The sequence below is a fragment of the Solwaraspora sp. WMMB335 genome (assembly GCF_049179075.1).
In the GTDB taxonomy this organism is placed as follows: domain Bacteria; phylum Actinomycetota; class Actinomycetes; order Mycobacteriales; family Micromonosporaceae; genus Micromonospora_E.
This window is the reverse complement of sequence record NZ_JBMHMF010000001.1, coordinates 828,074-843,828: the sequence shown is the minus strand read 5'-3', so window position 1 is coordinate 843,828 and position 15,755 is coordinate 828,074. Positions and strand designations below refer to the sequence as shown.

Sequence of the window (15,755 nt, the reverse complement as noted above, 5' to 3'; positions counted from 1 at the left end):
GGCCGGGGGCAGCCCGATGACCGCGGGGCAAGCCTGGTCGCCGCAACCCGTCGCGGTCGTCGGAATGGCCTGTCGACTTCCTGGAGCGGCCGACCCGGTCGCCTTCTGGGACCTGCTGAGTTCTGGGCGTTCCGCGGTCACGGAGGTGCCCGCCGGCCGTTGGCCGGCGACGTCACAGCTGCCGCGGGGGGTGCGCCGCGGCGGCTTTCTCGACCAGGTAGACCTATTTGACCCGGAGTTCTTCGGAGTCTCCCGGCGGCAGGCCGGGGCGATGGATCCGCGGCAACGGCTGATGTTGGAGCTGGCCTGGGAGACGCTCGAGGACGCCGGCACGATCCCGGGCACGCTGAGCGGTCGGGACCTAGGCGTCTATGTCGGGACCACTGGCGACGACTTTGCGGCCGTCACGGCAGGTAGAACTGGTCGATACCACTTCACCGGCGCCGGACGCAATATGATCAGCGACCGGGTCGCGCACATGCTGGCGGTGCGGGGACCGTCCTTCACCGTGGACGCGGGTCAGGCATCTGCGCTGACCGCAGTCGATCTCGCCGCCCAGGACGTCGCCGCTGGCGCTGTCGAAATGGCGCTGGCCGGTGGAGTCAGCATTCATTTGGTACCCGACGGTGCGCTGTCGGCAGCCGCCGCCGGTGCCCTCTCCCGCACAGGGGACTGCCGTGCATTCGACAGGAGGGCCGACGGCTATGTGCGTGGGGAAGGCGCGGCAGTAGTCCTGTTGAAACCGTTGCGCGCTGCCGTCGCTGCCGGCGACCGGATCTACGGGGTGCTCATCGGCTCAGCCCGAGGTCGAGGAACTGGTGCGCGTGGCCTGACCGATCCGGATCCGACTGCACAGGTGCGGACAGTGCGTGCCGCGCTCGTCCGCGCTGGTGTTGACCCAGGCCAGGTCGGCTACGTCGAGACACACGGTACGGGGACCCCGGCTGGCGACCGGGCTGAGGCGCGGGCACTGGCGGAGGTGTTCGGGGCGGGCCGGGCCAGCGACGACCTGTTGATCATCGGTTCGGTCAAACCGACCGTGGGACACCTCGAGGGAGCCGCAGGCGCGGCCGGTCTGCTGAAGACGCTGCTCTGCCTTCATCACCGGGCAATCCCGGCCACCGTGAACTTCTCCATCCCGAGCCTACCGTTGCCGCAGTGGGGGCTGCGGGTGGCCACGAAACTGGAGCCCTGGCCAGCCACGAAGGGCACGCGGATCGCGGGGGTCACCTCGCTCGGTCTCGGCGGCACGATCTGTCACGTGGTGCTCAGCGAGGCACCGGGATCCGCTCCTGCGCCGGTTTCGGATGGCGAAGGTCCGGCTCGCTCGGTCCTTTTGCTGTCCGCGTCGACTATGGGCGCGCTCAAAGCGCAGGCCAGCCGGCTGCACGCGGCACTGAGTGACGTTGCCCGGCCGTCACTGGAGTCGGTGTGCCGTACCTTGGCGCTCGGCCGAACCCACTTTCGCTACCGTGCCGCCGTACTGGCTCCTGGGCACAGTGACGTGCTCGATGCTCTCGACGCGGTAGCTGGTCTGCGGGACCATCCCGCCGTCGTCACCGCGGCGACGCGACCGGATCCAGGTCTGCTCGCGTTCGTCTTCGCCGGTCAAGGCGGCCGACGACCCGGCCCTCGACAAGATCTCAACCGGATGTTCCCGGTGTATTCCTCGGTGTACCGGGACGTCTGCTCCGCGTTTGACGATCACCTCGATCGCCCCCTGCAACCGCTGGTCGACGACTTCGACCAGCATGACGACCCACTTCGCTTCGCACGCTACGCCCAACCAGCGATCTTCGCCGACCAGATCGCCCAAGCCGCATTGCTAGCCGAGGCCGGCGTTCGACCGGACATCGTGGCCGGACACTCCGTCGGCGAGTATGCGGCGGCCTACATCGCCGGGGTGTTCAGCCTTGAGACAGCCGCAGCCATGGTGGCAGCCCGGGGGCGCGAGATGGACCTGCTTCCACCGGGGGGGACCATGGCAGTCGTCCGGGCTGCGGCCGAGGACGTACTCGTCCACCTGGCGGACCACGAGGTAGAGATCGCTGCGGTGAACGGACCCCGGTCGACGGTGATCGCCGGGCATTCGGATGCCGTACACCGGGCGCTGCCGGTGCTGGCAGCGGCCGGGCTCGCTCTTCGTCCTCTGCAGGTCACCCACGCCTTCCACAGCGCACTGATGGAACCGATGCTCGGCGGTTTCGCGCGCGTGGCCCTGGCGACGCCCATGTCCGCTCCTCGACTGAAGTTCGTCTCGACATGTACCGGCAAGCTCGCCAAATCAGGCGACATCGACACTGCGGAGTACTGGATCCGTCAGATCCGGGAACCGGTCCGCTTCGTCGAGGCCATCGGCTCGCTTGTCGAGCTCGGCGTTGGCTGCTTCGTCGGACTCGGTTCCGACGGCGCCGTCGCCGATCTTGTCCGCGGCTGTCTACCCGGAGCCGACCAGTGCGTCACGGGACTCCTCGGCGGCGCCGCAGACGAGGCGTCGGCGGTGCGCAAGGCTCTGGCCACCTTGCACGTGCACGGGTACCCGGTGGCCTGGTCGGCACTGCTTCCGCAGGGCGAGCCGGTCACTTTGCCGACCTATCCGTTCCAACGTGTCAGCTGCTCACTCGACGATGACTTCCCATCGCCGGGCGCGCCGACGGCGGCCGAGGAGCATGACCAGGCGCCGGTAGTCGTCGCGCGAGCCGACGACGAGACGCTGTTGGACGGCCCGAGCTGGATTCGGCACTTGGTACGGACCGAGACCGCAACGGTACTCGGATTGTCACCGACCACAGACATCGCTCCCGACCGGTCGTTCCGAGACCTGGGCCTGGACTCCATCGGCGTGATCGATCTGGCAGGACGCCTCGCCCGCGCCACCGGACAACCGCTGCCGACCGAGGCCCTGTACGAGCACCCGACGGTCACTGCGCTCGCCGGCCACCTGGGTAACGGCACTGACACGAGGGCCACACAGCGGCATGAGCCATCAGCACTGGATGCGTTGCCATCGGGACTGGACGCCGTGCCATCGGACGAGGCGTTGGTCATCATCGGCGTGGGATGCCGCCTTCCCGGCGGGGTCGCGTCATTGGCCGACCTCTGGAGTCTCCTGACGGACGGCACGGACGCCACCGGACCCGCCCCGCAGGACCGAGGATGGTCGGACGAACCTGCCTACCACGGCGGCTTTCTTCGCGACGCGGCGCTTTTCGATGCCGACTTCTTCGGCGTCGGCCCGCGGGAGGCCGCCGCGATGGATCCGCAACAGCGGCTGCTGCTTGAAGTGGCCTGGGAGGCGCTGGAGAACGCAGGCATCCGTCCGAGTCGACTGCGAGGCACCCAGACCGGCATCTACGTCGGTGTGACGCCGATGGAGTACGGCCCGCGGCTGCACGAAAGTGGACCAGGTGACGAGCCGGCGAGCGATGCCGGGTACCGGCTCACCGGCACGGCGGTCAGCGTGGCCTCCGGTCGACTGGCCTATGTGCTCGGCACGAATGGACCAGCGGTCACCGTGGACTCCGCCTGTTCCTCGGCGTTGGTAGCGATCCATCAGGCAGCCCTGGGGCTACGGGCCGGCGACTGCGACCTTGCCCTGGCCGGTGGCGCTGCCGTGATGGCCACCCCCGGGATGTTCATCGAGTTCGCCCATCAGGGCGGGCTCGCGCCGAATGGGCGGTGCAAGGCGTTCTCGGCCCACGCTGACGGCACCACCTGGGCCGAAGGGTCTGCGGTCCTCGTGATTCAGCGACTCGGTGACGCCCGGCGTAACGGCCATCGGGTCTACGGTCTGATCCGGGGCAGCGCAGTCAACTCCGACGGCACCAGCAACGGTCTGACCGCGCCGAACGGTACGGCTCAACGCCAGGTCATCGACATCGCGCTGCGCCGGTCCGGTCTTCACCCCTCCGATGTCGATGCGGTCGAGGCGCACGGCACCGGCACCGCTCTGGGCGATCCCGTCGAGGTGGCGGCACTTGCCGAGGCGTACCGCCCGGACGGCGTGGCCGATCGCCCGCTCTGGATCGGGTCGATCAAATCGAACATCGGCCACGCCCAGGCCGCCGCCGGCGCGATCGGCATCGTCAAGATGCTGCTTGCCCTCGAACACGGCATGCTGCCGCGTACGCTGTACGCGTCACCACCCGCCCCTGCGGTCACCCGGACCGGGGGCGCGGTACGGGTGCTCACCGCACCTGTGCCCTGGCCGGACCGGGGAACGCCGCGTCGGGCTGCGGTCTCCGCGTTCGGCATCAGCGGCACCAACGCCCACCTGATTCTGGAGTCTCCGCCGACAGACGAGATGGCGACCGGCAGCCCTGGCCAGACGGCAACCAGCGGGGCAACCGTGATCTGGCCGGTGTCCGCGCGAACCGCCGCCGCGCTGCGGGCTCAGGCCGGCCGGCTGCACGACTGGCTGGCCGCCCACCCTGATCTGAACCTGGCCGCGGCGGGCCGGCTGTTGGCGACCGGCCGCGAGGTGTTCGCGTGTCGAGCCGTCGCGTACGGTCGCACCAACAGTGAACTCAGGCATCAGCTGACCCAAATCGCCGGTACGCCGCACGACCGCACACCGGCTCCACCCGAGTCGCTCGGGCCAGCGCTCGATGCGCACGTGCGGGCCTTTCTCGCCGGAGAACCGGTCGACTGGGCACCAGTGCTGCCGGCCGGCCAGGGTCCGCCGCCGACGCTGCCCACCTATCCGTTCCAGCGTCAGCGCTTCTGGCACAGTGTGGCCGAGACGCAGCCCCGGTTGTCGGGGAACGCGCCATACCCGGCCACCCTCGCCCGACCTGACTGGCGTCCGGTCACCGGCCGCGGACAGGCGGTCAGGTACGCCGTGCTGGGCACGCCCGCCGCCGCAGCAGCACTCGGTCTACCCGACGCCCGCTGCGTTGCCGACCTCGACGCACTCACCCGGGTCGAGGATCCGGAGGTCCTGCTCTACCCGTGCCATCCCGTCACTGACGACATGCCGGCAGCAGTTGCGGAACTCACTGGCCGGGTACTCGCACTGGTCCGACTGTGGTGTGCCAGGACGGGACCGGCCCCGGGACGGCTGGTCCTGGCCACCAGGCAGGCGGTGACGACCGGAACCAGCGATCCGGTACGGGATGGCGCCGGCGGCGCGGTCTGGGGACTTGGCCGGGCGGCGCAGGCCGAACACCCCGGACGGATCGGCCTGCTGGATCTGCCCTGGCACGGATCTGCCGCCGCTGTGCTCGCCGCCATCGGCGCTCTCGACACCTCTGACCGGCTCGCGGTGCGGCGCGGATCGGTGCTGGCCGAGGCGTTCTCCGTCGTATCGCAGACCTCCCACCCGGCGCTGTTGCCTCCAGGCACGGTCCTGGTCACCGGCGGCACCGGCGCACTCGGTGCCCTGATCGCCCGGCATCTGATCCGCTACCACGGCGCACGCCGGCTCCTACTGGCCAGTCGGCGCGGTCCGGCGGCGCCGGATGCCGCCCGCCTGCGGGAGGAACTGTCTGCGGCCGGAGCCGCCATCGACATCGCCGCCGTCGATCTCGCGGACCGCACGGCGATCGCCCGCCTGGTGGACCGGATCCCTGGGACCGATCCGCTCGTTGGTGTCGTGCACGCCGCCGGGGTCATGCCCTCGGCGACGGTGGCACGTCAGAGCTCCGACCTGCTGGAGGAAGCGCTGCGGGCTAAGGCATTCGGTGCGTGGCACCTGCACGAGCTGACAGTCGGGCTGGCCCTGCGCCAGTTCGTGCTGTTCTCCTCCACCGCAGGTGCGTTGGGGCACGCAGGGGAGGCGTCGTACGCTGCGGCCAACGCCTTCCTCGACGCACTCGCCAGTCTGAGGGTCGCCTCCGGTTTGCCGGCCACCAGCATCGCCTGGGGGCTGTGGGATACCCCTAGCGCGCTTACCGAACGACTCGGTGAGACGCAACGGGGAAGGCTGGCTCGTTCCGGCCTCGGCGTGCTGAACCCCACCGAGGCTCTCGATCTCTACGACCGGGCGGTGGCCGCTCCGTACCCGATGATGCTTGCCGCTGCCATAAACCAGCGGCTGGTAACGCACGACCGACAGCCGGGACGTGAGCCGGCCAGCCGGCTCGGTGAGCTCAGGGGCGGACCGCGGCAGCGGGAGTTGTTGCGACTGGTACGCAGCTCGGCCGCCACTGTGCTGGGCCATGCCGGTCCGGCTGCGGTACTACCAGGGAGAGCCCTGCGTGACGCAGGCGTCGACTCCCTCGCCGGCACCGAAATGGTGCGGATGCTGTCTACGGCTACTGGCCTTTCCTTGCCCGCGACGCTGCCGTTCGACTATCCGACGCCCCAGGAACTCGCCGCTCATCTGAGCGAACTGCTGGCATCGGGGAACGACGTCGCGACCACTCCCACCGGCACCTATCAGACCCGAGGTGACCATGAGTGACCGCAGATCCACCTGCCCGGTTGGCCCTCCGCTGGTGGCGATCGTCGCGATGGCCTGCCGCTACCCTGGCGGCGCGGACGATCCCGAGAGCCTGTGGCGGCTGATCGACGATGGTGTCGACGCTGTCGGTCCGGCTCCGCGTGACCGCGGCTGGGACGACGCGGCGACGACGGCGTACCGGGGCGGCTTCCTGCGCGACGTCGCAGGTTTCGACGCCGCGTTCTTCGGCATCGCACCCCACGAGGCCGCCGCGATGGATCCGCAGCAGCGGCTGCTACTTGAACTCGCCTGGGAAGCCTTCGAACGAGCTTGGATCGCACCGCACCGGATGCGCGGCACTGACACCGGCGTGTACGTGGGCATCAGCCCGAACGGCTACGCCGGGCAACTGGACCGGCCGCCCACCGGCTATCAGGGACATGTGCTCACCGGTACCTCCCCGGCCGTCGCTTCTGGCCGACTGGCCTACGTGCTGGACCTGCGCGGACCGGCGATGAGCGTGGACACCGCGTGTTCATCGTCACTGGTGGCGCTGCACCTGGCCGCCGGCGCGGTGCAGCGCGGAGAGTGCCGGATGGCGCTCGCAGGCGGTGCGACCGTGCTCGCCACCCCCGGCGTCTTCATCGAGTTCGCCACACAGGGAGGGTTGTCTGCGGACGGACGTTGCCGGTCGTTTTCCGCCGACGCCAACGGCACCGGCTGGGCCGAGGGAGCGGGAATCCTTTTACTGGAACGACTCGACGATGCCCGTCGCGCCGGACACCCGGTCCTCGCCGTCATTCGTGGCAGCGCGATCAACGCGGATGGTGCCAGCAACGGACTCACCGCGCCGAGCGGTCCCGCGCAGCAGCGGTTGCTTCGAGCGGCGCTGTCCGCCGCTGCACTGGACCCCGACGATATCGACGTCGTGGAGGCGCACGGCACCGGGACGGTGCTCGGCGACCCGATCGAGGCGCGGGCGCTGCAGGCTGTCTTCGGTAGCGATCGTACGGAAGGCGATCCCCTGTGGGTCCGCTCGGTGAAGTCTGCCATCGGCCACGCGCAGGCGGCCGCCGGCGTCGCGGGCGTGATCGCGGTGGTGGAGGCGATGAGGCATGGACGGCTGCCGCGCTCGCTGCACCTGACCGAGCCCTCGCCGCATGTGGACTGGTCCGGGGTGGTCCCGCTTTCCCAGGGCCGGAGCTGGCCGGCTGGGCTGCGGCCCCGCCGGGCCGGTGTCTCCTCATTCGGCATCAGCGGCACCAACGCACACGTCATCATCGAGGAGGCTCCGGGGCAGCCGGCCGTCGACCGGGATGCTCCGTCGGAGCACGTCTTGGCGTGGCCGGTCAGTGGTCACACGGTCGCGGCCCTGCGCGACCAGGCGGCGGCACTGCACCGGTCGGCTGACACCGAGGATCCCGCCGGTGTGGCCCTGACCTTGACTACCGCACGTACCGCACAGGCCAGACGTGCCGTCGTCGTCGGGCCACCGGCGAGTCTCAGCGACGGCCTGGCCGCGATCAGCGGGCAGGTGACTGCACCGACTGGTGCCACCGTGATCCGTGGCACGGGCGAGCCCGCACCGTCCGTCGCGATTCTCTTTCCTGGTCAAGGGGCTCAACGCAGGGGAGCAGGAGCGGCGCTGTACCGGCGGTTCCCCGCCTTCGCCGTCGCGCTCGACGCCGTGGACGAGCAGTTCGCCCGCCATCTCGAACGTCCGCTGCTGCCCTTGGTGTTCGCCGAGCCGGGCGGCGCTGACACGGCCGTGCTCGCGGATACCCGCTACGCCCAGCCGGCCCTGTTCGCCACGGGGGTCGCCCTTTACCGACTGCTCGAATCCTGCGGCATCGTTCCCGATCACCTGGTCGGCCACTCGGTGGGTGAGATCGCTGCGGCGCACGTCGCCGGGGTACTCGACCTCGCCGACGCGTGCGAGCTGGTCGCAGCCCGGGGTGAGCTGATGAGTCGGACCGCCTCCGGAGCCATGGCGGCGGTTCGGGCCAGCGTCGGGCAGGTCCGGAACCTGATCTCGGGGACCGGGCTTGAGGTCGCCGCGACGAATGCCGGCGACGTCACAGTGGTCTCCGGACCGCGCGACGCTGTGACAGAGGCAGCTGCCCGATGGAGACAGGCAGGCATCGCCGTGTCGCTGCTGCCCGGGGAGAGGGCCTTCCACAGCGAGCTGATGGAGCCGATCCTTTCCGCGTTGGCGGACGTGACCGGACGGCTGACCTATCACCCGGCCGAGCTGGACCTGGTCTCGACGCTCACCGGCGCGCCCTGCGGTGACGCGATGAGCGGGCCGGACTACTGGATCGAACAAGCCCGTCGGCCGGTCCGTTTCGACGAAGCCGTCGCCAGTCTGGTTGGGCTCGGGGCGAACACCTTCCTCGAGCTCGGGCCGACACCGGTTCTGACTCAGCTGCTCCTTAGCCGGTCGGACCTTCCGGCATCCGCGAGCTGCGCCGCCCTGCTCAAACCGGGCTGTCCAGAGGACCGGTCCGTGCTGGAAGCACTGGCCGGACTCCACGTCCGCGGCATCGAACTGGAATGGCCGAGCGGCATGCTGCCGGATGAAACGGTGGCAGCCAAGCTCCCCACCTATCGGTTCCAGCGACAGCGCTTCTGGTTGGTCCCGGAACGGACAGTCGGGCCACCGACGCTGGCGGCGGCGCATCCACTGCTGGGCGTGTCCATAGCCGTAGCCGGTACGTCACATCGCTGGTTCACGGCAACGCTGCAACCGGACGGGCCGTGGTACCTCGATCAGCACCGGCTCAACGGCGCCCGGGTACTACCAGCGTCGGCAGCCGTCGAGCTGGCCATGGTTGCGGTCACGGACCGCACGGGGTCGAGAGCCACGACGATCGCCGACTTGACGGTGGTGCGTCCGTTGGTCCTCCCAGACGGATCCACGGTCCAGGTGCAGACCCAGGTGACGGAGAGCCCCAGCGGCCGACGGATCCGGCTGTTTGGTAGGTCTGACGGTGAGGCCGACTGGACGGAGTACGCCGCAGCGTTCGCCCCGACCGAGACTTCCGACCGTCCCGATGATGAACCGAGCGAGGCCCCGCTCCGGGTCCCTCCGCGTCTGCGGATCGCGGAGATGCCGGAACTGGTGGTCGAGGACACCTACCGGACGGCCACCAGCGCCGGCATCGAACTGGGACCGGACCTGCGCGTCCTGCGGCGGCTGTGGCGCGACGGCGACTCGGCGGTGGCCCAGATCGAGGCACGGTACAGCGGCCGTCCGGAGGACGAGCGGTACCTGGCACATCCGGTGCTGCTCGACGGCTGCTTCCACACCGCCCTCGCGTTGGCGCCCGGTGCCGGCGAAGCCTGGCTACCTGTCGGTGCGGGCGAGGTCCGGCTGCTCGGGCCGCTGCCGGCGGCTCTCTGGTGCCATGCGTGGCGACAGGTGGTCGACGACACCGGTGACCGCGTGCTGGATCTGGCCGTATGGTCCGACGACGACAGACTCGTTGCCGCCGTGACGGGACTGCGCCTGCGCCGGATAGCTCGCGGCACGCTCGACGAGCTGTCCCCGGCTCGGGTCGCAGCCCTCGAGATCGGCTGGCATGAGGTTTCCGAGCCGCCCGGTTACGCGGGGTCGCAGCCGTGGCTGGCCATCAGCACCGACCCGGCCACCGTACAGGCGTGGCGGTCGCAGGCCACCCGGTCCGGATCGACCCTGGTCGCCGGGTCCCTCAAGGGAATGGCCGCCGCCGAGTACCCGCTGCTGGCATCGGGCGGGCTGATCGTTCACTCCCATAGCGGCGACCAGCCGGAACCGACTGAGGCGATCCACCGGGCGACGGCGCAGCAGATCGCGGTCCTGAGCCGCTATCTGGCCGGCGGTGGCACCGGACCAGTCGTGCTCTGCACCACCGGCGACCCTGGCCTGACGGAGTGCGTCACCGGCGGCCTCGCCCGGACGCTGGCCGCCGAGTACCCACAGGTGCGCTGCGTCCACCTCGAACTGCCGCCTGGACAGGCGAACCTCGACGACATCCGGCGGGCGGCAGACAGCACCGAGGGCTGGCGACGGCTGGCGCTGCGCGGCGGTCGGTGGCACGAGGCCCGCCTCACGGAACGTCCAGTGGCGGTCGACACCCCACCAGTGTGCCAGGATGCGACATACTTGATCACCGGGGGACTCGGTGGTCTGGGGATCGCCACCGCCCAGTGGCTTGCTGGCCACGGAGCCCGCCATCTGGTCCTCACCGGCCGGCGGACCGGGACTCACGCAGAGCAGTCCGCAATCGACAGCCTGCGGGCCCAGGCCGTGCAGGTGGAGGTACGGCCGGCCGACGTGGCGGACGAGGCCGCGGTGCGGTTCCTCGTGGACGGGATCCGTCGGGACCTACCACCGTTGCGGGGAGTCGTGCATGCTGCCGGCGTCCTTGCTGACGCCTCACTCGCCGGCCACGACACCGAACGGATCGACCGGGTGCTCGCCCCGAAGGTCCGTGGCGCCTGGGCACTGCACCAGGCCACGACCGCTGACGAACTTGACTTCTTCGTCCTCTATTCCTCGGTGTCTGCGACTCTCGGTACCGAGGGTCAGGCCGCGTACACGGTGGCAAATGGATATCTCGACGCACTGGCGCGATACCGCCGACGTCTCGGGCTTCCGGCGGTCAGCGTCGGCTGGGGACCCTGGGCCGAGACGGGGATGGCGTGGCGCACGAACGTCCTGGCCAGGCTCACGGAAACCGGCCTGATGCCGCTGACCTCGGCGGTCGCGCTGGGCGCACTCGGTGGACTGCTGCAGCCTGGCGACCAGCCAGCCAGCGTGGCTCTGGCCAGGGTCGACTGGCGGCGGTACGGGGCAGGGCGAGATCGGCCGGATACGCTCCTTGCCAGCGTCCGTGCCAGGGACCATTCGACCCCGTCGGTGATGGCCGATTCACCGGCGCCGGCGGATCCGCGGATGCTGGCCAGACTGGCGGTGACCGATCCGGATGCCGCCCGCTGCGCCGTGCTGATGGTCTTACTCGACCGGGCTGCCGGCCTGCTGCGTCTGACCTCCGACGACCTCGCCGAGGCACGGGACGGTTTCGAGCGGCGGCGACTGAGTCAGCTCGGCGCGGACTCACTGATCACCATCAGACTGCGTGAGCGGCTGCGTACGGACCTCGGCGTGGATTTGGCACCAGAGCATCTGTTCGGGACATCGACCGGACAACTGGCCGACATGATCTGCGCCCAGCTGTTGGCCAGCGAACTGACCAACGCGGACTTCGAAGACGACACCGAGGACGATCGGGAGGTCTTGGTCCTGTGACGACGTCCCTTCCGGTTACCAACGATGTCAGTGACCTGCTGCGGGATCTTGCGGCGGCTGGCGTCAGGCTCGCTGTCGGCGGCGACGGGCGACTTCGGGTCGACGCTCCCCGAGACGCGCTCACTCCCGCCCTGCGGGACCGTCTGACGGTCGCTCGGTCCGACCTGATCCGGCTCCTCACCAACACCGTTGACGCGGCGCCGGCCGACCTGCCGGTCATCACACCGGACCCGGACAACCTGCACACCCCGTTTGCGCCATCCGACCTGCAGGAGTCCTTTCTGATCGGGTCCCGGCCAGGCATGGAGCACTACGTACAGCCGCACCAGTACATGGAGTTCGATCTCGGCGACCTCGACCCGGAGCGGTTCGCGGATGCCCTCGGCCGGGTGATGCGCCGCCAGCACAAGGACCTCGTTGTGCTCCGCGACGATTTGACCTTGCAGGTGGTATCCGATCCGGTGGTTCCGGGCGTGCCAGTCACTGATCTGCGGGGCAGCCCCGAACCGGAAACGGTGCGGGAACTCGACGCCGTCCGGGCCGCGATGAGTCGCCGGGAGCCGCCGCTGGATCGGTGGCCATGGCTGGATGTGCGACTGACTCGGTACGACCCTGGTCGTACCCGCCTGCACTGGAACAACAACAACCTGTTCAGCGATGCGCCGGGCAGCTTCCGGCTGATCCGCGATGTGCTGCGGGCGTACGACCATCCGGATGAGGCGTTGATCGCACCGCCGATCAGCTACCGTGACTGCGTCCTCGAGCTGCGCCGCCTGGCCGAGTCGCGAGCCGGGCAGCGGTCCCGGGAGTACTGGACCCGACGGCTGGCGGACCTGCCCGACGCTCCGGCGATCCCGCTTGCCGCTGGCGCGGATCCCCACCGGCGATCCCGGCTGAGCCGGCGCGAGATGCGGTTCCCCGCTGCGCTGTGGGAGTCGCTCAAGCTGCAGGGAGCCGGTGCCGGGCTGAGCCCCACCGCAGTACTGCTGGGCGCTCATGCCGAGATGCTCTCGGTCTGGAGCGGCTCGCGGCACTTCTTGATCAACAACATGGTGACGCACCGGCTTGCCCTGCATCCGCAGATCGACGAGGTGATGGGCAACTTCGCCGCACTCTACCCGCTGGAGGTCGACTGGCGGCACGACGAGTCTGTCCGGGACCGGTTCGTCCGTCTGCACCGCCAGGTGATGGCGGATCTGGAGCACACCCACTGGAGCGGCGTCAAGGTTCTCCAGGCGTTGAACCGGCAACGCCAGTCGCCAGGTCGAGCTGTCTGTCCGTTCGCGGTGGGCAGCGCCTTGTTCGTCGGACCCACCGAGCCGCCCGTCTTCAGCCTGCTGGAGACACCGCAGGTGACCTTCGACTGCGAATTCTGGGAACTCCCGGACGGCGGGCTGTGGGTGATCTGGGACGTCATCGAGGACATGTTCCCACCGGGCCTGCTGGACGCGATGGAAAATGGTTACCGCACCGCTCTCACGATGCTCGCCGAGCGCAGCACCTGGGATGGACGGCAACTATCGCTCGTTCCACGGTCGCAGGTGCAAAACCGGGCCTGGCTCAACACCGCGGTGCCCGCACCACCTGCGGCTCTGCTCCATGCACCGCTGCCGGAACACGCGGAGCGGAGCCCAGATGACCTGGCGGTGGCCGGCCCGGACGGGAGGCTGACCTACCGGGAGCTGGATGAGGCCAGTGCGGCGCTCGCCCGCCGTATCGTCGCCACCGGAGTGGGCACGGGCGACCGGGTGGCCGTCGTGACGGCCCGGGGCATCGCTCAGCCGGTCGCGGTGTTCGGCGTGCTGATGGCGGGAGCGGCCTACGTGCCGATAGACCCGGACTGGCCGGATGAACGGCTTCGACTACTGACGACCGGGGTCTGCGCCGTGGTCACCACCCCAGACATGCGCGAACGGGTCGAGTCGTTGTCCGGTCGCCCCGTACTGACCGTCGGTGCGGCGGGGACGCGACCCGGGCCGGCGCTGCCCACCGTGTGCCCGGAGGACATCGCCTATGTCATCTACACCTCGGGGTCGACGGGACTGCCAAAGGGCGCGGTGCTGGATCATCGAGGGCCTGCCGCCACGATCTGTGACATCAACAGCCGATTCGGCGTCGGCCCAGGTGACGTACTTCTCGGAGTTTCGTCGCTGAGCTTCGACCTATCCGTCTACGACATCTTCGGCTCCGTCGCCGCCGGTGCGACACTGATGCTCCCGCCGGCCGGTCCAGTTGATCCGAGCGCCTGGCCCGACCTCATCAGCGGGCATGGCGTCACCGTCTGGAACTCGGTGCCCGCCCTGGCGCAACTCCTGGTGGACGCGGCCGCGCAGGCCGGCACGGAGCTGCCGTCACTGCGCCTCGTCCTGCTGAGCGGCGACTGGATACCGGTCGATCTGCCGGACCGGATCCGGCAGATCGCGCCGGCCGCCCAGATCGTCAGCCTGGGAGGCGCTACAGAGGCGTCGATCTGGTCGATCATCTACCCGATAGCCGAGGTCGACCCAGGATGGACGAGTATTCCGTACGGGCGACCGCTGGCGGGCCAGCGGTGGTACGTGCTCGATGACACTGGCCGCGACGTGCCCACCTGGGTGCCTGGCCACCTGTACATCGGCGGCGTCGGGGTAGCCCGCGGCTATCTGGACGACCCGACCCGGACCGCAGCCGCGTTCATCAGCCACCCACGCACCGGCGAACGGCTCTACCGCACCGGCGATCTGGGTCGCTACCTGCCCGACGGCGATATCGAGTTTCTCGGACGTGCGGACAATCAGCTCAAGATCCAGGGATATCGGGTGGAGCCCGGGGAGATAGAGCACGCGCTGGTCGGCGGTCACGACGTCACCGCCGCCGCCGTGGTGGCCCGGGACACGGCCGCAGGGCGGCAGCTGGTCGCCTTCGTCACCGTCGCCGCCGGTACCGAGCCGGCATCCGCCGACATCCGGTCCGCGCTGGCCGAACGGCTACCGGGCTACCTCGTCCCGGCTCAGGTCGTGATTCTCGATCGGCTTCCGCTCTCGGCCAACGGCAAGGTGGACCGTGCCCGGCTGGCCCGTCTCTCACCGTCGAACAAGGTCAGCGACAACAGGCCCGTACCGGCGAGCGACCCCGTCCAGACGGTTCTGGTCGAGGTGTGGGAGTCGATTCTGGGCACGCAGCCGATCGGTGTGCACGATGACTTCTTCGATCTCGGCGGGCAGTCGTTCGCGGCGTTGCGCGCCACCGCGTTGGCCGCGCGCCGGCTGGGCCGCCCCGTACCACTCGCCGCGTTGCTGCAGGAACGTACGGTGGCCCGCCTGGCAGCCCGTCTGGCCGGGCCGGACGGTTGGTCACCGTTGGTGGACCTATCCTCCGCGACCGGCACAGGAACGCCATGGGTGCTGGTCCATCCGGCGGGTGGGCAGGTGCTGTGCTACACCGACCTCGCCGCCCATCTCAGCGGTCGGGTCTACGCGATGCAGGCACCCGGCCCCGACAACGGCAGGCCTACCCCGGAGTCGGTGCCGGAGCTGGCTGATCAGTACATCGCGGCGCTGCTGCAGCGGCATCCGAACGGACCGTATCGGCTCGGCGGCTGGTCCTCGGGAGCGGTCGTGGCGGCGGCCATGGCCGACCGTATGCGCCACCACGGGCACCAGGTCGAGCAACTCGTCGTCATCGACGCTCCGGCACCACGGCAGGTCCGGGAGCTCGACGACGATGTCCTGCGCCGCTGGTTCGACGCCGACATCGCAGCATTGTGGCCGGGCACCGAGGTGGCCGAACCGCCGTACGAGTCCGGACTGAACACCGCCTTCGTGGTCTTTCGCGCGGTGGTGCGGGCGTGCGGGCGGTACGTTCCACCGACGCTGGCGGTACCGGTCATCGTGATCCGTGCCGACAGTGGGGTCGTCGAGGAGTTCGACGGCCATCCAGACACCTGCGCCCCGGACTGGGGCTGGTCGCAGTTGACCGATCGGCCGGTCCGGGCGGTCGTCCTGCCCGGAACCCACCACACGTTGCTCACCGGGCCGTCCGCTGCCCAGCTGGCGGCCGAGATGCAGGCAGCCGCGTCGGCCGACACCTGACGAGCACGGTACC

At 69.8% G+C, this 15,755-nt stretch carries 3 protein-coding genes; all 3 read left to right on the top strand.

Annotation, left to right across the window (positions count from 1 at the left end; translation table 11 throughout):
• The first annotated feature begins 16 nt into the window (after positions 1-16).
• The 3 genes from ACN27F_RS03195 to ACN27F_RS03185 are packed head-to-tail and all read left to right on the top strand — an operon-like array spanning position 17 to position 15,742.
• Complete coding sequence (locus ACN27F_RS03195; RefSeq protein WP_421431059.1) at positions 17-6,403, top strand: SDR family NAD(P)-dependent oxidoreductase; 6,387 nt, start codon at positions 17-19, stop codon at positions 6,401-6,403.
• Positions 6,396-11,672 carry a type I polyketide synthase gene (locus ACN27F_RS03190; protein WP_421431058.1) on the top strand — a complete coding sequence of 1,759 codons (5,277 nt, stop codon included), beginning with the start codon at positions 6,396-6,398 and terminating at the stop codon, positions 11,670-11,672. Before ACN27F_RS03195 ends, ACN27F_RS03190 begins: the two co-directional genes overlap by 8 nt.
• Positions 11,669-15,742: an amino acid adenylation domain-containing protein gene (locus tag ACN27F_RS03185; protein ID WP_421431057.1), complete on the top strand. Its 4,074-nt coding sequence runs from the start codon at positions 11,669-11,671 to the stop codon at positions 15,740-15,742. Before ACN27F_RS03190 ends, ACN27F_RS03185 begins: the two co-directional genes overlap by 4 nt.
• The last annotated feature ends 13 nt before the right edge of the window (positions 15,743-15,755 follow it).

Coding starts and splice junctions, on each gene's coding strand:
- ACN27F_RS03195 (WP_421431059.1), top strand. CDS start 17: ATGACCGCGGGGCAAGCCTGGTCGCCGCAACCCGTCGCGGTCGTCGGA.
- ACN27F_RS03190 (WP_421431058.1), top strand. CDS start 6,396: ATGAGTGACCGCAGATCCACCTGCCCGGTTGGCCCTCCGCTGGTGGCG.